This window comes from Burkholderia sp. AU45251 (assembly GCF_030482905.1).
In the GTDB taxonomy this organism is placed as follows: Bacteria; Pseudomonadota; Gammaproteobacteria; order Burkholderiales; family Burkholderiaceae; genus Burkholderia; species Burkholderia aenigmatica.
In genome coordinates this window covers 39051-56735 of record NZ_JAUJQH010000028.1, presented here as the reverse complement: position 1 = coordinate 56735, position 17685 = coordinate 39051, and the positions used below count along the sequence as shown (strand labels likewise).

Here is a 17685-nt window from a genome sequence, read left to right as displayed (position 1 = left end):
CGCGCGCGACACGCGTGAAGTAACGACACGGATTTGCAAATCACGACGCGGATGCCCGCGTCACCAGATCATCAAGAGAACGTCATGCTGACTGGAAACATCCTTACCCCCGACGGCTGGATTCACGGTTCGCTCGATAGCGAGAACGGCCGCATCACGACCCTCGACGGCAAGCCCGTCGATCCCGCGAAGAACGACGCGCCTTACATCCTGCCCGGCTTCATCGACCTGCACGTGCACGGCGGCGGTGGCGCCGACGTGATGGAAGGCGGCGACGCGATCGAGACGATCGCCCGCACGCACGCGCAATTCGGTACGACGAGCCTGCTCGCGACGACGATGACCGCGCCGCGCGACGAACTGATGAAAGTCGTCGGCAACCTCGGCACCGTCGCGCGCACCCGCACGCCGGGCGGCGCGCGCGTGCTCGGCGTGCACCTCGAAGGCCCGTACATCAACCCCGGCAAGCTCGGTGCGCAGCCCGACGCGGCCGTGTCGGCCGTGCTCGACGAAGTGCTGAAGTACCTGTCGATCGCGCCGATCCGCGTCGTCACGCTCGCACCGGAAATCGCCGGCCACATCGAGATCATCGGCGAGATGGCCGCGCGCGGCGTGCGCGTGCAGCTCGGCCATTCGCTCGCGACCTACGACGACGCGGTGGCCGCGCTCAAGCACGGCGCATGCGGTTTCACGCACCTGTTCAACGCGATGTCGCCGCTGCATCACCGCAACCCGGGCCTGGTAGGCGCGGCGCTTGCTCATGCCGAATACGCGGAAATCATCCCCGACCTGCTGCACGTACACCCGGGCGCGATTCGTGCTGCGCTGCGCGCGATCCCGCGCCTGTACGTCGTGACCGACAGCACCTCGGCAACCGGCATGCCCGACGGCGAATACCGGCTCGGCAGCCAGCACGTGACGAAGTGCCTCGGCGGCGTGCGGCTGGCCGACGGCACGCTCGCCGGCAGCACGCTGACGATGGACCAGGCGCTGCGCAACCTCGTGTCGCTCGGCCTGCCGGTCGCCGACGTGTCGAACCGGATGTCGCGTTATGCGGCCGACTACCTCGGCGTCACCGATCGCGGCCGCCTCGAGCGCGGCGCATGGGCCGACCTCGCGGTGTTCGATCGCGACCTGAACCTCACCGCGACCTACGTCGAAGGAGAATCGATTGTCGAATATGCTTAAGGAAGCGCGCGAGTCCGCCCAGGTCGTCGCCGCGCAGATCGCCGACACCACGCGCGTCGAAGCGCTCGCCGGCCAATTGCTCGATCACCCGCCGGCCGTCGCGCTGACGGTCGCGCGCGGCAGCTCGGATCACGCCGCGAGCTATTTCGCGAGCCTGACGATGAGCCGCCTCGGCGTGCCGGTCGCATCGCTGCCGATGTCCGTCGCCACGCTGCAGCAGGCGCCGCTGAAGGTGCAGGACCAGCTCGCGATCGCCTTCTCCCAGTCGGGCAAGAGCCCCGATCTCGTCAACACGATGGCCGCGCTGCGCGAAGCCGGCGCGCGCACCGTCGCCGCCGTGAACGTGCTGCCGTCGCCGCTCGCCGACGCATGCGAGCACCAGTTGCCGCTGCTCGCCGGCCCCGAACTGTCGGTGGCCGCGACGAAGAGCTATATCGCGATGCTGTCGCTGTCCGCGCAGATCGTTGCCTTCTGGCAGCGCGACGCCGCGCTGATAACCGCGCTGCGCGGTCTGCCCGACGTACTCGCGCAGGCCGGCCAGCTCGACTGGTCGCAGGCCGTTGCCGCGCTGGCGGGTGTCGAGCGGATGATCGTGATCGGCCGCGGGCTGGGCCTTGCGATCGCGCAGGAAGCCGCGCTGAAGCTGAAGGAAACGTCCGGCATCCAGGCCGAGGCGTTCTCGAGCGCCGAAGTCCGTCACGGCCCGATGGAACTGATCGACCGCGACTATCCGCTGCTCGTGTTCGCGCCGCCGGGGCCCGAGCAGGCCGGCCTGCTGCAGCTCGCCGCAGACATGCGCGCCCGCGGCGCGGCCGTGCTGCTCGCGGCGCCCGCCGGCACGCCCGGCGCGACGCTGCCGCTTGCGCAGTCCGCCCATTCGGCGCTCGACCCGATCGCCGCCATTCTTTCGTTCTACGTGATGGCGGCAGATCTCGCCGTCGCGCGCGGCCGCAATCCCGATACGCCGCGCCACCTGAACAAAGTCACCGAAACGCACTGATAGCCGAGACAGCCGATGAGACGCGCCGAGGAGTCCCAGTTGAAGAGCCCCACCCACGATCAGATCGTCCTGCTTGCCCCGCTGACGGGGCCGATCGTTCCGCTGGCCGACGTGCCCGATCCGGTGTTCTCCGGCGGGATGTTCGGCGACGGCATCGGCATCGACCCGCTCGCGGGCAAGCTCGTCGCGCCGTGTGCGGGCGTCGTGTCGCACCTCGCACGCACGGGCCACGCGGTGACGATCACGACGCCGCAAGGCGCGGAAGTGCTGCTGCACATCGGCATCGACACCGTCGAGCTGAACGGGCAGGGCTTCACGGCGCATATCGAGGCCGGCGCGCGTGTCGAGGCGGGCACGCTGCTGATCGAGTTCGACCAGGATGCGGTGGCGCGCAGCGCGCATTCGCTCGTGTCGGTGATCGCGATCGCGAACTCGGATGCGTTCGAGGTCGTCGATCGTGCCAGCGGCTTCGCGACGGCCGGCGAGACGCCGCTGCTCGCGCTGCGCGGCAAGGGCGAAGCGGCCGTGCAGGCGGCACAGGCCGGCGCCGCGGCGCAGAACGAAGTGCGCCGTGAAATCGTGCTGGCGCAACCGGGCGGCCTGCATGCGCGGCCGGCCGCGCGAGCACGCGAAGCCGTGCGCGGGTTCGACGCGACCGTCGACGTGCTGTTCGACGGCCGCACGGCGTCGATCGCGAGCGTCGTCGGCCTGCTCGGGCTCGGTGCCGGCGAAGGTGCGACGGTCGAACTGGTCGGCCGTGGCGCGCATGCGCAGCAGGCCGTCGATGCGGTCGAGCACGAGCTGCTGCGCGAAGCGCACGGCGAAGTCGAGGAAAAGCCGGCGCGGCTGAGGTCGCCCGCGCCACAGACGGTCGCACGCAACGTCGGCGCACCCATCGACCCGAACACGCTCGCGGGCGTGTGTGCGGCACCCGGCATCGCGGTCGGCACGCTGGTGCGTCTCGACGATGCGGAAATCGTGCCGCCCGAGCAGGCCGCCGGCACGCCGGCTGCGGAAAGCCGCCAGCTCGACCAGGCGCTGAAGGCGGTCGACGCCGAACTCGACGAAACGGTGCGCAACGCATCGGCGCGCGGCGCGGTCGGCGAAGCGGGCATCTTCGCGGTGCACCGCGTGCTGCTCGAGGACCCGACGCTGATCGACGCGGCGCGCGACCTGATCAGCCTCGGCAAGAGCGCGGGCTTCGCCTGGCGCGCGACGATCCGCACGCAGATCGACACGCTGTCGAAGCTCGACGATGCGCTGCTCGCCGAACGCGCGGCCGACCTGCGCGACATCGAGAAGCGCGTGCTGCGCGCGCTCGGTCATACGAACGGAGCCGCGCGTGCGCTGCCCGACGAAGCGGTGCTCGCGGCCGAAGAATTCACGCCGTCCGACCTGTCGTCGCTCGATCGCCAGCGCGTGACCGCGCTCGTGATGGCGCGCGGCGGCGCGACGTCGCACGCGGCGATCATCGCGCGGCAGCTCGGCGTTCCGGCGCTGGTCGCGGTCGGCGATGCGCTGTACGCGATTCCGGACGGCACGCAGGTCGTCGTCGATGCGAGCGCGGGCCGGCTCGAACACGCACCGACCGCGCTCGATGTCGAGCGCGCGCGGCACGAACGCCAGCGCCTGGACGGCGTGCGCGAGGCGAACCGGCAACTGGCGGGTGAAGCCGCCGCGACGGTCGACGGTCGCGCGATCGAAGTCGCCGCGAACATCGCGACGCTCGACGACGCGAACACCGCGGTCGACAACGGCGCCGACGCGGTCGGTCTGCTGCGCACCGAATTGATGTTCATCCATCGCCAGGCCGCGCCGACGGTCGTCGAACATCAGCAGAGCTACCAGTCGATCGTCGACGCGCTGCAGGGCCGCACGGCGATCATCCGCACGCTCGACGTCGGCGCCGACAAGGAAGTCGACTACCTGACGCTGCCGCCCGAACCGAACCCGGCGCTCGGCCTGCGCGGCATCCGTCTCGCGCAGGTGCGCCCCGATCTGCTCGACGATCAGTTGCAGGGCCTGCTCGCGGTGAAGCCGCTCGGCGCGGTGCGCATCCTGCTGCCGATGGTCACCGACGTGGGCGAGCTCGTGCGCCTGAAAAAGCGCATCGACGAATTCGCGCGCACACAGGGCCGCACCGAGCCGATCGAGGTCGGCGTGATGATCGAGGTGCCGTCGGCCGCGCTGCTGGCCGACCAGCTCGCGCAGCACGCGGATTTCCTGTCGATCGGCACCAACGACCTGACGCAGTACACGCTCGCGATGGATCGCTGCCAGGCCGATCTCGCCGCGCAATCCGACGGCCTGCATCCGGCCGTGCTGCGCCTGATCGACATCGCGGTGCGCGGTGCGGAAAAGCACGGCAAGTGGGTTGGCGTGTGCGGCGCGCTCGGCGGCGATCCGCTGGCGGTGCCGATCCTGGTGGGCCTCGGCGTGACCGAACTGTCGGTCGACCCCGTATCGGTGCCGGGCATCAAGGCGCGTGTGCGCCGTCTCGATTACCAGTTGTGCCGTCAGCGCGCGCAGGATCTGCTCGCGCTCGATTCGGCACAGGCGGTAAGGGCAGCAAGCCGCGAGGTCTGGCCGCTCGACTGAGCGTCGACGGCAGGTTCGCGACCGGTTTCAAGACGAAAGCAATTAGGTCAACGACGATTAATGACGAGACAAGGATTGGAGGACTGAATGAACGGGAATCCGTTTCTGAAAATACAGGGCCTGGGCCGGGCGCTGATGCTGCCGATCGCGGTATTGCCGGTTGCCGGCATCCTGCTGCGACTCGGCCAGCCGGACGTGTTCAACATCAAGATGATCGCCGACGCCGGCGGTGCGATCTTCGACAACCTGCCGCTGCTGTTCGCGATCGGCGTGGCGGTCGGTTTCGCGAAGGACAATAACGGCGTGGCGGCGCTCGCGGGCGCGATCGGTTACCTGATCGAAACCGCGATCATGAAGGACATCGATCCCAAGCTGAACATGGGCGTGCTGTCCGGGATCATCGCGGGTGTGGTCGCGGGCCTGCTGTACAACCGCTATAAAGACATCAAGCTGCCGGACTACCTCGCGTTCTTCGGCGGCAAACGGTTCGTGCCGATCATCACGGGCCTGGTCTGCGTGATACTCGGCATCGCGTTCGGGTACGTGTGGCAGCCGGTCCAGCATCTGATCGACGCGGCCGGCCAGTGGCTGACGACGGCGGGCGCGATCGGTGCGTTCGTGTTCGGCTTCCTGAACCGCCTGCTGCTCGTCACGGGCCTGCACCACATCCTCAACTCGCTCGCGTGGTTCGTGTTCGGCAACTTCACGCCGCCGGCCGGCGGTGAGATCGTGCACGGCGACCTGCACCGCTTCTTCGCGGGCGACCCGACCGCGGGCACCTTCATGGCCGGCTTCTTCCCGATCATGATGTTCGGCCTGCCGGCGGCATGTCTCGCGATGCTGCACGAAGCGCCGAAGGAGCGCCGCGCGATGGTCGGCGGCCTGTTGCTGTCGATGGCGCTGACGTCGTTCCTGACCGGCGTGACCGAGCCGATCGAATTCAGCTTCATGTTCCTCGCACCGGTGCTGTACGTGATCCACGCGGTGCTGACGGGGCTGTCGCTCGCGATCTGCCAGATCCTCGACGTGAAGCTCGGCTTCACGTTCTCGGCCGGCGCGATCGACTACGTGCTGAACTACGGGCTGTCGACGAAGGGCTGGATCGCGGTCCCGCTCGGGCTCGCGTATGGCGCCGCTTACTACGGGCTGTTCCGCTTCTTCATCCGCAAGTTCAACATGGCCACGCCGGGCCGTGAGCCGGCATCGGCCGATGCGGCCGCGGAATCGTACGCATCGGGCGGCTTCGTCGCGCCGGCTGCAGGCGCTGCGCCGCGCGCGCAGCGCTACATCGCCGCGCTCGGCGGGGCCGGCAACCTGTCGGTCGTCGACGCGTGCACGACGCGCCTGCGCCTGACCGTCGTCGATCCGGAGAAGATCTCCGAGCCGGAACTGAAGTCGATCGGCGCGCGTGGCGTGCTCAAGCGCGGCGGCAACAGCGTGCAGGTGATCATCGGGCCCGAGGCCGACATCATTGCCGACGAGATGCGTACCGCCATCGGCAGCGGCGCGGCAGGCGCAGCATCGACGGCGACGGCCGCCGCCGCGCAGCCCGTCACGGGCGCGGCCGCAGGCCCGCTCGATCCGGAGCCGACACGCTGGCTCGCGGTGTTCGGCGGCGCGACCAACGTCGTGTCGCTCGACGCGATCGCGACCACGCGCCTGCGTGTGGTCGTGCGCGATCCGTCGGCGGTCGATCGCGATCGTCTCGGTGCGCTCGACGTCGCATGGGTGTCGGTCGACACGTTCCACATCGTCTGCGGCAACGCGGCCGCACGTTATGCCGAACAGCTCGGCGCGCGCCTGCCGCCGTCGGGCAGCGGGGCGGCCGTGCAACCGGCCTGATGCGATGAAGCCGGCCTGATCCGCGACGCGGGTTCGGGCCGGCCGGCAAAACGAAAACGGCTTGCGATGCGTCGCAAGCCGTTTTTCTTTGGTGCGGGCGATGGCGCGATGCCTGCGTCCGCATCGCGCATCGCCCGAGTGTTCAGCCGTTCACGGATTCGTCAGCGTGAAGGTCGGCTTCCGGTAGCCGACGCCGGCCCGGTCGAGCTTCGGCAATTCGCGTTGCGTGAGCAGCGTCGCGAAGCCGGCCCAGTCGCGCTGCAGCGCGGCCATGTCGACGTGATGCGTGTCACCGCGCTTGAAGCGCACGCCGGCCGCATACGGCAGCTCCCAGTCGGCCCGGTGCCATGCGCGCTCGGCCAGCGCGAGCAGCCGCGGATAGGCCATGTATTCGAGGAAGGTGTCGTTGCGCATCACCTCGCCCCACGCCTGCCCTTGCATGCCTTCGATGCGCGGCGCGGGGCCCGTGCCCGTCACCTCGAACGCGTTGCCGTCGCGGTCGCCCATCACCTCGGCGTTCTGCGGCAGGTTCTCGGGCGCGAGCGAGAACACCTTGTACTCGTCCGTCGCGTGCGAGCCCCAGTAGTAGCCGCGCTCGCGCGGGTTCAGCGTGTACGGGAAGTCGAAGTACAGGTAGTCGGGCAGCGCGAGCACCGTCAGGTAGCCCTTGCCGCTCAGGTCGCGCGCGCTGTCCGATGCGCCCCAGAAGATCGTGTCCCACAGCGACACCATCACGTGGCGCGTACTGAAGTCCTGCGGCCCGTTCGCATGCTTGATGCCGTCCTGCCACGCGGCCATCGTGCCGATTCCGTTCGCGCTGACCGCCGCGCTCACCTGTTGCGCAAAACGTGTCGGCAGCTCGTCGATCGACTTGATCTCGCCGCGCTGGAGCAGCGCCGTGCACGCGGGCGAACGCGCCCACGGCTTGTCCTGCGCGGCGAGATCGATGCGCCCCTTGTTCGGGTCGGTGCCGTTCAGCGGCTGGAAGCCCCCGCCGAGGAAGATGTTCTTCGCCTCGTCGCCGCCGTAGTGCCAGATGTGCAGCGGCGCCTGCGCGTCCGCATGCATCGCGGCGATCTCGCGGATCACCTTCGACGCGAAATTGAGCGCGCCGGGCACGCACGGGTTCAGGTCGCTGCGCCGGTCGTAGAACTGCACCGTCGTCAGGTTCGACGTGTCCTGCGGATCGAGCAGCCGGTATGCGTTCGCTTCCTGCTCGCGGCCGGCCGCATGCAGCCGCCGGTAACGTGCCTCCATCGTCACGACGGCCGCGCGCGCGTGCGCGGGCATGTCGATCTCGGGGATGATCTCGACGAAATGCGCGGCCGCGTAGCGCACCAGCGCCACGTAATCGTCGCGGGTCAGGTAGCCGCCGCCCGAGCGGTTGTCCGGGCCGGAGCCGAGCTGCGGCAGCAGGCAGTGCGTCTCGCTCGGGTCGTGGCAGCGGCGTCCTCCGATCTCGGTCAGCTCGGGCAGGCCGGGAATCTCGATGCGCCAGCCCTCGTCGTCGGACAGGTGCAGGTGCAGGCGATTGAGCTTGTACGCGCTCATCTGGTCGATCAGGCGGCGCAGCGTCGCCGGATGCTTGAAGTTGCGTGCGAGATCGACGTGCATCCCGCGATGCGTAAAGCGCGGCGCATCCTCGACGAGCATCGCCGGGATCGGGCCGCCGCCGGCGGGCGCGAGCGAGTAGAGCGTCTGCACGCCGTAGTAGAGGCCGGCGCGATCGTAGCCTTCGATCAGCACGCCGCGCGGCCCGATCGCGAGCCGGTAGCCGCCTGGCGTCGCGATGTCGGCCGGCAGCCGGCGCGGCGCGACAGCGCCACGTACCGGCACGCGCGCGCCGTCGAGTCCGAGTGTCGTCGCGCGTTCGCGCAGCGCCGCGACCTGCGCGTCCGGCAGGTCGGGCAGGGCGAGCTCGACGCCGCGCAGGTCGAGCGTGCCGGGCAGCGGCTGCTCGCGCTTCACGCTCGGCAGCGCGCGGCTCGCGTCGGGCCGCGCGGCCACCGGCGGCGCATTGCCGGTCGAGTTGTTCTGCGCGTCGGCCGGCAGCGATTCGACGTAGCGCAGCTCGTCGTCGGTGTCGTTGTAGCGGAGCACGGCGGGCGGAGCGCCGTCGACGACCACGTACGGGCGCGGGATCACGTCGCTGTAGCGCAACAACCAGTATTCGGCGACGAACGGCAGCTCGAGGCGCTCGCCCGGCGCAAGCCGCACCGAGCCCGGTTGCGGCGTCAGTTCGTACAGGTCGCCGGTGAGCCGCCGCAGCGCGAAGCCCGGACGGTCGATCCGCAGCAGGCGGCGGATGCTGTGCAGGTAGAGCTTCCAGCCGCCGTCGGCGATCGCCTGGTGGCCACGGTTCTGCAGGATCAGGCGGCCCGTCGCGCAGGCCGCGCCGTCGGCGCCGAGATCGGCGCACGGCACGCCGGCCGCGGCCGCGTGATTGTTGTCGACGGCGACGCGCAACGCGAGGCCGTTCGACAGCCGCGCCGCGAGATCGGCCGGCGGCACGGGGGGACGGGCGGTGCCGGCCGCCGCGACCGCCGCGCTCGACGCGCTCGACGCTGGCAGCGCGCCGAGCGCGACCGGCGACAGTGCCGCGATCAGCAGGCCGGTAAACAGGGTGGGCAAGGTTCGGTTCATGCGGACTCCTGAGAAAAAAGGGGCGTAGCGGCGTCACGGGATGACGTCGCCGCGGGTGGGTCTTTCAACGGAGCTGCGGGGACAACGGGGTGCGCGGGCGATGCAGCTGCCTTGCGCGCAGTCGGCACGCGTGGGCGTGCGGTTACGGAACGGGTGGCGGGCAGGCGTGCCGGTCGGATCGGCGGGGGCGGATGCGTGTCTTCATCGGTGGCGCGCGGCAGCGGCTGCTGCTGATGCCGTGGCGGCGCGGCCGGTGGCAAAGGCGCGCGTTCGACCTATACGGACGATGATGGCGACGCTCGCCGATGACGCGCAACCGGTCGCCGCACGGCGACGGCGAGACAGCGCGCAAGCGCGCGCCACATACGGGATTCGCATGTCTCCCCCACCCAGATGGATTCGGCCTGTCAGCGGCCGCGTCCAAAGATCTTATGAAACCTTTTATTGGTATTCAAGTGGTATCAATCTGGCGCTAAATTGGCATCGACGCGCAGGGCCTGCCCGGTCGGCCGGGACGAAAAAAAACCTCGCGCGAGGCGAGGTTCCTTCCGGACGGTGGCCGCGTGACCGGCCGTACGCGTCAGTCGCGGACGCGTGCTTCCTGCGTCTTCGGCCGCGCTTCGAGCCACATCGCATTGACGATGCCGAACGACAGCGCGACGCCGATACCGAGAATCCAGCTGAAATACCACATGATCCGACTCCTTGCGAAACGGTGGGCGAGGGCGTGTGCGCGCCCCGTCCCGGTTCAAAGCATCAATACATCGAATGCTTGTTCTCTTCGAGCACTTCGCGCGTGACCTTGCCGCGCATCACGCGATACACCCAGCTCGTGTAGAGCAGGATGAGCGGCAGGAACACGATCACCGCGAACAGCATCACCTGCAGCGTCATGTGGCTCGACGTCGAATCCCACACGGTCAGGCTGCTGCGCGGGTCGAGCGACGAGGGCATGATGAACGGGAACATCGAGAAGCCGGCGGTGAGGATCACGCCAGTGATCATCAGGCCCGTGCAGAAGAACGCCGTCTTCTCCTGCTTCGAGCCGGCGAGCAGCAGCGCGAGCAGGCCGCCCGCAATCGCGACGACGGGCGCCGCGATCATCCACGGGAATTCGCCGTAGTTCGCGAGCCACAGGCCCGAGCCCGCGGCGACGTCCTTGAGCAGCGGGTTCGCGACCGTATCGGTCGGCGCGGCATGCGTGATGTGGAAGCCGCCGATGGTGGACGCGATCAGCACGCCGGCCAGCACGAACAGGACGACCGCGAGGAACGACGCGACGCGCAGAGCGACCGATGCGCGGCGTGCGATCACGCCTTCCGTCTTCATCTTGATGAAGGCCGCGCCGTGCGCGATGAGCATCGTGAGGCTGACGAGCCCGCACAGCAGCGCGAACGGGTTCAGCAGCGCCCAGAAGCTGCCGTAGTAGGTCACGCGCAGGTCGCTGTCGAACTTGAACGGCACGCCTTGCAGCAGGTTGCCGAACGCGACGCCGAACACGAGTGCCGGCACGAAGCCGCCGATGAACAGGCCCCAGTCCCAGCCCGCGCGCCAGCGCGGGTCAGGCCGCTTGCTGCGGTAGTCGAAGCCCACCGGCCGGAAGAACAGCGCGAACAGCACGAGCAGCATCGCGAAGTAGAAGCCGGAGAACGACGCCGCGTAGACGAGCGGCCAGGCCGCGAACATCGCGCCGCCGGCCGTGATCAGCCACACCTGGTTGCCTTCCCACGTCGCACCGACGGTGTTGACGATGATGCGGCGCTCCTCGTCGGTCTTGCCGAGGAACGGCAGCAGCGCGGTCGCGCCCATGTCGAAGCCGTCGGTGACGGCGAAGCCGATCAGCAGCACGCCGACGAGCAGCCACCAGATCAGCTTGAGAGTTGCATAGTCCATAGCGATTCCTTGTTCCGTTTCAGGTGCGTGCTCACGCCGGGGCGCGCTCGCTGGCGGCCGCGATTTCGTGGTGATAGCGGCCGGTATGCAGCGACGACGGGCCGAGGCGCGCGTACTTGAACATCAGCTTGATCTCGATGACGAACAGCGCGGTGTAGAACAGGATGAAGCCCGCGAGACTCAGGTACAGGTCGCTCGGCTGCAGGCTGGACGCGGACAGGTGCGTCGGCAGCACGCCGGCGATCGTCCACGGCTGGCGGCCGAGCTCGGCGACGATCCAGCCGAATTCGATCGCGATCCACGGCAGCGGGATCGCCCACACCGCATAGCGGAGGAACCAGCGGCGGTTGTCCTGCAGCAGTTCGCGGCGCGCGCAGAACCAGAATGCGGCGATGAACGTCGCGACGAACAGGAAGCCGAGGGCCACCATGATCCGGAACGAGAAGAACACGGGCGCGACCGGCGGGATCGTCTTCTTCGCGGCGGCCTTGATCTGCTCGGGCGTCGCGTCGACCACGTTCGGCGTGAACTGCTTGAGCATCAGCCCGTAGCCGAGATACTGCTTGTGCTGGTCGAACAGCGCACGGGTCGCGTCGCTCGTGTCGCCCTGCTTGATCTTCTGCAGCGCGCCGTACGCGATCATCCCGCTCTGGATGTGCTCCTCGCTGTTCTTCGCGAGGTCACGCAGGCCGATCACCGGTTCGTCGATCGAGCGCGTCGCGATCAGGCCGAGCGCATACGGGATCTTGATCGCGTAGTCGGTGCGCTGTTCTTCCTGGTTCGGAATGCCGATCAGCGTGAACGATGCGGGGGCCGGCTGCGTTTCCCATTCGGATTCGATCGCGGCGAGCTTCATCTTCTGCACTTCGCCGGTCGTATAGCCCGATTCGTCGCCGAGCACGATCACGCAGAGCGTCGCCGCGAGGCCGAAGCCGGCCGCGACCGCGAACGAGCGCAGCGCGAAGTCGACGTCGCGCTTCTTCAGCAGGTACCACGACGACACGCCGAGCACGAACATCGCCGCCGACACGTAGCCCGCCGACACCGTGTGCACGAACTTCACCTGGGCGACCGGGTTGAACAGCACGTCGAACAGGCTCGTCATCTCCATGCGCATCGTCTGGTAGTTGAACTCGGCGCCGACCGGGTTGTTCATCCAGCCGTTCGCGACGAGGATCCACAGCGCGGACAGGTTCGAGCCGAGCGCGACGAGGAACGTGACCATCAGGTGCTTGACCTTCGACAGGCGGTTCCAGCCGAAGAAGAACAGGCCGACGAACGTCGATTCGAGGAAGAACGCCATCAGGCCTTCGACCGCGAGCGGCACGCCGAAGATGTCGCCGACATAGTGCGAGTAGTACGACCAGTTCGTACCGAACTGGAATTCGAGCGTGATGCCGGTGGTCACGCCCATCGCGAAGTTGATGCCGAACAGCTTGCCCCAGAACTGGGTCATGTCCTTGTAGACCTGTTTGCCGGTCATCACGTAAACCGCTTCCATGATGACGAGCAGCCAGGACAGGCCGAGCGTCAACGGCACGAACAGGAAGTGGTAGAGCGCCGTGATGCCGAACTGCAGACGTGACAGATCGACAACTTCACTACTTATCATGGTGGTCTCCCTCGGTAGTTGCAGGCGCCGGTACCGAGAGCAGCTTCTCGGCGACGGCGGCAGGCGGCAACGACATGTGCTCGGCCTGCGGATGATTGAAGAATGCGTATTTGAGCGACATCAGGAGGATCAGCTTGACGATCAGCACCAGGGTGATGTCGCGGGCGAGGGTCGGTCCGCGTGCCCACGCGGCGATGCGCGCGCGCCAGCCGATCGTACCGGCCGGCCGCGGAGGAGGCGCAGGCTCTTTATTGATCGAGATCAAGGCGATTATCCTGAATCGATTTAGGTCGGATTTGGGGCGACTTTACGTCGGATTTATGACGGCTGTGAAGCTGTTTTAATCCTTCTGCGCCTGATATGCCAATTTTAAAAGGACGGCTTTCCAATGCCGAGTGCTGCGCTGCGGCAGACCGTCGCGAAACACGGGCCGAAATTTGAGGCAGATCAAGGTTATGCGGAAGGGGCCCGCAAACGGCCTATTACCTGACGAATCAGGTCAATTAATCGGCAAAGAAACGGGTGGAGAAACGAACGAAGAAACGAATGAAATGCCGGGGAAAAGACAGGCGAAAAAAAACCGCTGCCGGGCGGGCAGCGGTTTTTGACGAAGCGCTCTAAATCGCAGCGATTTACGCGTATTCGGCGAGGGCAGTGCGCATCTTTTTCATCGCGCTCGCTTCGATCTGGCGGATGCGTTCCGCCGACACGCCGAACTCGGCGGCGAGATCGTGCAGCGTCGAGCCGCCCGAACCGTCGTCGTCGACGTGCAGCCAGCGCGCCTCGATGATGCGGCGGCTGCGTGCGTCGAGTGCGCCGAGTGCCTGCGCGATGCCGTCCGTCTGCAGCGTGTCGCGCTGGCGCGCGGCGAGCACGGCGGTCGGTTCGTTGTGCGAGTCGGCCAGGTAGGCGATCGGCGCGTACGACTCCTCGCCGTCTTCGACCTGCCCTTCGAGCGCGATGTCGCCGCCCGACAGGCGCGTTTCCATTTCGGTCACGTCTTCGCGCTTGACGTTGAGTTCCTTCGCGAGGCCGTCGATTTCCTCGGGCGTCATCGCCTGCAGGCCCTTCTTGTGGCTGCGCAGGTTGAAGAACAGCTTGCGCTGCGCCTTGGTCGTCGCGACCTTCACCGTGCGCCAGTTGCGCAGGATGTACTCGTGGATCTCGGCCTTGATCCAGTGGATCGCATACGACACGAGACGCACGTTCTGGGCCGGATCGAAGCGCTTCACGGCCTTCATCAGGCCGATGTTGCCTTCCTGGATCAGGTCGCCGTGCGGCAGGCCGTAGCCGAGATAGTTGCGCGAGATCGACACGACGAGCCGCAGGTGCGACAGCACGAGGCGGCGTGCCGAGTCGAGATTGTTGCCTTCACGGAATTCGGTTGCGTACTGGCGTTCCTCTTCGGCGGTCAGCAGCGGAATGCGGTTGACGGCCTGGATATACGCGTCGATGTTGCCAAGCTGGCCCGGCAACATCGATTGGGCTGCGAGCGCCAGCGAGCCTGCCGATGCGGCCTTGGCCGGCGTCGGGCTCAGGGTGTTCGGGAGGGTCAGGGCGTTGCTCACTAAAAAAACTCCTTTGGAATCAGGGACAAACCCCCGGTCTCGAATGAAATTCCGTGGGCCATCTTAGCACTCCCGCAAGACGAGTGCTAATTCCTTAGAGCAAGCGTGGGCATCGGAGTTCCCGCTCTTTCTATCGAGCCGCTCGAGCCGATAGTCTAATCTGCGACAGAGGGAGTGAAGCGAAGTTCCGTAAGCCGTTGTTTCTGATGGTAATCAGTAGACGATTTCAATTTTTGTCGTTTTGGAAGGAAGCCATTTCGCTTTGTGATGCCGATTCGAAAAGTCCTTTACCATACCATTCAGTTCGCTCGAGCCGGCCGAAGCGGCAGGCTCCATTCAACCCATAAAGTTGGAGTGTCAGATGAACAATAAGAAGAATCGCCGGCCCCGCAGCCGGCTTGCGCTGCACGCGATGCTGGCGGCGTCCCTTCTGGGTGGATCGGGTGCGGCATGCGCGGATCGATGGGGGATTCAGGCGGGCGGCGGCTTTTCGGATCGCCACGGGGTCGACAAGGCCGATCTCGGCGTGGTGTGGGATCCGGGCTGGAACTGGTGGGAAATCGGCGGCTGGCACTTCGCGTTCGTCGTGGAAGGGCACGCCGGCTACTGGCATACCGGTGGCAACGTCCACAGCAGCATCGGCGAATTCGGCGTGACGCCGATGTTCCGCTTCATCAAGAGCGCCGGGGCGATCCGCCCGTTCATCGAGGCCGGCGGCGGCGTCCGGCTGCTGACGCACCCGACGATCTCGGACAGTTTCTCGATGGGGACCGCGTTCCAGTTCGCACCGACCGCGGGGGTGGGCGTGCAGTTCGGCCAACGGCAACAGTATCAGGTCGGCTACCGTTTTGAACATGTGTCTAACGCGGGTATCAAAGAGCCGAATCCTGGTATAAATTTCCACCAGTTCTACTTGCAGTACAACTTCTGATCCGCACGCCCGCGCACGGCGTGCGCGTTGCCGAGGAGTCAGGCGATGGCGAAGGTGGTCGATGCGGTCCGCGCGCTCGAGCGCGACCGGTTCCGGGCGATGGTGGACGGGGACGGCGAAGCGCTCGACACGCTTTTGTCGGACAAGGTGTTCTTCGTGCACACCAACGGTAAACGCGAAACCAAGCAGCAGTTCATCGACGCCATCGTCGCCGGCCGCCGCCGCTATCGCCAGATCGAAATCCAGTCGCAGGACGTGCTGCCCGTCGGCGATGCAACCTGCGTCGTCACCGGGCGCGCGTTGATCGAGATGGAAACGAACAACGGCGGCCTGGTCTTCCCGATTGCGTATACCTCCGTCCACACCCACGAGCAGGGCCGCTGGTGCCTGTTCGCGTGGCAGGCGACGCGGTGCGCGACCGAGACATGAGCGCGCGTGGCGCTCCTTTTCATGTCCCGACCGAAGCGGCCGTCTGGGCCGCTTTTTGCTGCCTCGTGCGGCGCGGATCGCGCGGCGCACGGGCGGTCACGCCCCGCTCGCTGACGTTTGAACCCTGAAACGGAACCCGGCGCTCAGGCCGCCGCGCGGCGATCCGCGCAGTGCCAGGCCGAGCGGTTGATCGCGCTGACGACAGCATCGAGCGCGGCGCTCGCCGCGTCGGCGTGCAGGCCGACGCCGTGCCGCAGCGGCGCATCGCCGACCCGGCAGCCGACCGATACCGCGATCCGCCCGTCCGTCGTGCGCGCGTGTTCGCACGACGCGACGTCGATCGCGGCGTCGGCGGCCGCCGCGAAGGCCGCGGCCAACCGTCGCACGGCATCGTCGGGCGTCGTGTCCGACGCCGCCGGCGCCGCAGCGATCTCGCGGTTCCGCCAGCGCGCGCCACTGCCGTGACGCGCAGCCGGCCCGTCGGTGTCGAAGAATTCGCGTGCGAACAGCGCGCAGATCGCGTCGCCCGTCACTTCCTCGCCGGACGCGTCGGCGAGCGTCTGCACCGCATGGCTGAATTCGATCTGCACCCGGCGCGTCGGCGTGAAGCCCATCCCGCGTTCGAGCAGGAACGTCGCGCCGCCCTTGCCGGACTGGCTGTTCACGCGGATCACCGCGTCATAGCTGCGGCCGAGGTCGGCCGGGTCGATCGGCAGGTACGGCACTTCCCAGGCCGCGTCGGGGCGCTGCTGCGCGAAGCCTTTGCGGATCGCGTCCTGGTGCGAGCCCGAGAACGCGGTGAACACGAGGTCGCCCGCGTACGGATGGCGCGGATGCACGGGAATCTGGTTGCAGCGTTCGACGATGCGGCGCACCGCGTCGATGTCGGAGAAGTCGAGGCCCGGATCGATGCCCTGCGTGTAGAGATTCAGCGCGAGCGTGACGAGATCGACGTTGCCGGTGCGCTCGCCGTTGCCGAACAGGCAGCCCTCGATGCGGTCGGCGCCTGCGAGCAGCGCGAGTTCGGCCGCCGCGACCGCGGTGCCGCGGTCATTGTGCGGATGCACGGACAGCACGATGCTGTCCCGATACGCGAGGTTGCGGTCCATCCACTCGATCTGGTCGGCGAATACGTTCGGGCTCGCGGCTTCGACGGTGGCCGGCAGGTTGACGATCATCTTGTGATCGCGGGTCGGGCGCCAGGTTTGCGCGACCGCGTCGCAGATCTCGCGCGCGAACGTCAGCTCGGTCATGCTGAAGGTTTCCGGCGAGTACTGGAAGGTCCACTGCGTGTCGGGGCGCGCGGCGGCGTGCTCCTTGATGATGCGCGTGCCGTCGATTGCGAGCGCTTTCACGTCGGCCTTCGACATCCCGAACACGATGCGGCGGAACGACGGGCAGACCGCGTTGTACAGGTGCACGATCGCGCGCGGCACGCCTTCGAGCGCGTCGAACGTGCGGGCGATGAGGTCTTCGCGCGCCTGCACGAGCACTTCGATCGTCACGTCGTCGGGAATCCGCTTGTCGTCGATCAGCTTGCGGACGAAATCGAAGTCGGTTTGCGACGCCGACGGAAAACCGACTTCGATCTCCTTGAACCCGATCGCCACCAGCATCTCGAAGAATTCGAGCTTCTGCTCGATGCTCATCGGCTCGATCAGCGACTGGTTGCCGTCGCGCAGGTCGGTGCTCATCCAGACGGGCGCGCGCTCGATGGTGCGCGACGGCCATTTGCGGCCATTGAGGCGGACGGGCTCGAACGGGCGGTACTTGTCTTGCGGATTGCGCTGCATCTTCTGGACCTCGGGTCTCAAGTCGCGAGCGAAGACGGGCGGCATGGGCGACGGTTGGCGCTGCCTCGCTCCGCGGCACGTAAGCGCGCTGCGGATGCGGATGATCTTCGCGAATCGGCCGACGGATAGACGGACGAAGGCTGACGACTTCGGGTTGTAAAAACTGCGAGAGGGGTACTGCGAGGAAC

13 protein-coding genes are annotated in these 17685 nt (G+C 67.4%); 6 read left to right on the top strand and 7 right to left on the bottom strand.

Annotated features, from left to right (window positions below; translation table 11 throughout):
• Nucleotides 1-84: 84 nt before the first annotated feature.
• From nagA to nagE, 4 genes are all read left to right on the top strand, one after another.
• Nucleotides 85-1188, top strand: a complete 1104-nt coding sequence (nagA, locus tag QZM67_RS33965; protein ID WP_301810124.1) for an N-acetylglucosamine-6-phosphate deacetylase — start codon at nt 85-87, stop codon at nt 1186-1188.
• Nucleotides 1181-2188 (top strand): SIS domain-containing protein, encoded by a 1008-nt coding sequence (locus QZM67_RS33960; protein ID WP_301810219.1) that lies wholly within the window; start codon nt 1181-1183, stop codon nt 2186-2188. The genes nagA and QZM67_RS33960 overlap by 8 nt, the downstream gene beginning before the upstream one ends.
• A 15-nt stretch (nt 2189-2203) precedes the next feature.
• Nucleotides 2204-4786 carry a phosphoenolpyruvate--protein phosphotransferase gene (gene ptsP / locus QZM67_RS33955; protein ID WP_301810120.1) on the top strand — a complete coding sequence of 861 codons (2583 nt, stop codon included), beginning with the start codon at nt 2204-2206 and terminating at the stop codon, nt 4784-4786.
• A gap of 87 nt (nt 4787-4873) precedes the next feature.
• A complete protein-coding gene (gene nagE / locus QZM67_RS33950; protein WP_089451311.1) occupies nt 4874-6628 on the top strand; it encodes an N-acetylglucosamine-specific PTS transporter subunit IIBC in 1755 nt (584 codons plus the stop codon).
• Nucleotides 6629-6778: 150 nt separating this feature from the next.
• On the opposite strand, the gene QZM67_RS33945 is transcribed toward nagE, so the two are convergent.
• From QZM67_RS33945 to rpoH, 6 genes are all read right to left on the bottom strand, one after another.
• Nucleotides 6779-9271 (bottom strand): family 20 glycosylhydrolase, encoded by a 2493-nt coding sequence (locus QZM67_RS33945; protein ID WP_301810117.1) that lies wholly within the window; start codon nt 9269-9271, stop codon nt 6779-6781.
• Between the two features lie 580 nt (nt 9272-9851).
• Nucleotides 9852-9965, bottom strand: coding sequence for a cytochrome bd-I oxidase subunit CydX (gene cydX, locus QZM67_RS33940; protein WP_301810115.1), 114 nt, complete (start codon nt 9963-9965; stop codon nt 9852-9854).
• 62 nt (nt 9966-10027) lie between these two features.
• A complete protein-coding gene (gene cydB / locus QZM67_RS33935; protein WP_301810112.1) occupies nt 10028-11164 on the bottom strand; it encodes a cytochrome d ubiquinol oxidase subunit II in 1137 nt (378 codons plus the stop codon).
• A 31-nt stretch (nt 11165-11195) separates the two neighbouring features.
• Entirely contained in the window at nt 11196-12776 is a 1581-nt protein-coding gene (locus QZM67_RS33930) for a cytochrome ubiquinol oxidase subunit I (protein ID WP_301810111.1), read from the bottom strand.
• Nucleotides 12766-13047, bottom strand: a complete 282-nt coding sequence (cydP, locus tag QZM67_RS33925; protein WP_301810216.1) for a cytochrome oxidase putative small subunit CydP — start codon at nt 13045-13047, stop codon at nt 12766-12768. Before cydP ends, QZM67_RS33930 begins: the two co-directional genes overlap by 11 nt.
• 361 nt (nt 13048-13408) lie before the next feature.
• A complete protein-coding gene (rpoH, locus tag QZM67_RS33920) occupies nt 13409-14344 on the bottom strand; it encodes an RNA polymerase sigma factor RpoH (protein ID WP_043187270.1) in 936 nt (311 codons plus the stop codon).
• A 361-nt stretch (nt 14345-14705) separates the two neighbouring features.
• On the opposite strand from rpoH, the gene pagL reads away from it, so the two are divergent.
• Nucleotides 14706-15275, top strand: coding sequence for a lipid A 3-O-deacylase PagL (gene pagL / locus QZM67_RS33915; protein ID WP_301810108.1), 570 nt, complete (start codon nt 14706-14708; stop codon nt 15273-15275).
• A 45-nt stretch (nt 15276-15320) separates the two neighbouring features.
• A complete protein-coding gene (locus tag QZM67_RS33910; protein WP_043187274.1) occupies nt 15321-15704 on the top strand; it encodes a nuclear transport factor 2 family protein in 384 nt (127 codons plus the stop codon).
• A gap of 143 nt (nt 15705-15847) precedes the next feature.
• On the opposite strand, the gene leuA is transcribed toward QZM67_RS33910, so the two are convergent.
• On the bottom strand, nt 15848-17497 hold the full coding sequence (leuA, locus tag QZM67_RS33905; RefSeq protein ID WP_301810105.1) for a 2-isopropylmalate synthase: 1650 nt from the start codon (nt 17495-17497) through the stop codon (nt 15848-15850).
• Nucleotides 17498-17685 lie beyond the last annotated feature (188 nt).

What these genes read in the sequence shown, in the direction of transcription:
- QZM67_RS33960 (WP_301810219.1), top strand. Translation starts at nt 1,181, where the DNA reads ATGCTTAAGGAAGCGCGCGAGTCCGCCCAGGTCGTCGCCGCGCAGATC.
- nagE (WP_089451311.1), top strand. Translation starts at nt 4,874, where the DNA reads ATGAACGGGAATCCGTTTCTGAAAATACAGGGCCTGGGCCGGGCGCTG.
- leuA (WP_301810105.1), bottom strand. Translation starts at nt 17,497, where the DNA reads ATGCAGCGCAATCCGCAAGACAAGTACCGCCCGTTCGAGCCCGTCCGC.
- QZM67_RS33945 (WP_301810117.1), bottom strand. Translation starts at nt 9,271, where the DNA reads ATGAACCGAACCTTGCCCACCCTGTTTACCGGCCTGCTGATCGCGGCA.
- cydX (WP_301810115.1), bottom strand. Translation starts at nt 9,965, where the DNA reads ATGTGGTATTTCAGCTGGATTCTCGGTATCGGCGTCGCGCTGTCGTTC.
- cydB (WP_301810112.1), bottom strand. Translation starts at nt 11,164, where the DNA reads ATGGACTATGCAACTCTCAAGCTGATCTGGTGGCTGCTCGTCGGCGTG.
- QZM67_RS33930 (WP_301810111.1), bottom strand. Translation starts at nt 12,776, where the DNA reads ATGATAAGTAGTGAAGTTGTCGATCTGTCACGTCTGCAGTTCGGCATC.
- nagA (WP_301810124.1), top strand. Translation starts at nt 85, where the DNA reads ATGCTGACTGGAAACATCCTTACCCCCGACGGCTGGATTCACGGTTCG.
- pagL (WP_301810108.1), top strand. Translation starts at nt 14,706, where the DNA reads ATGAACAATAAGAAGAATCGCCGGCCCCGCAGCCGGCTTGCGCTGCAC.
- ptsP (WP_301810120.1), top strand. Translation starts at nt 2,204, where the DNA reads ATGAGACGCGCCGAGGAGTCCCAGTTGAAGAGCCCCACCCACGATCAG.
- QZM67_RS33910 (WP_043187274.1), top strand. Translation starts at nt 15,321, where the DNA reads ATGGCGAAGGTGGTCGATGCGGTCCGCGCGCTCGAGCGCGACCGGTTC.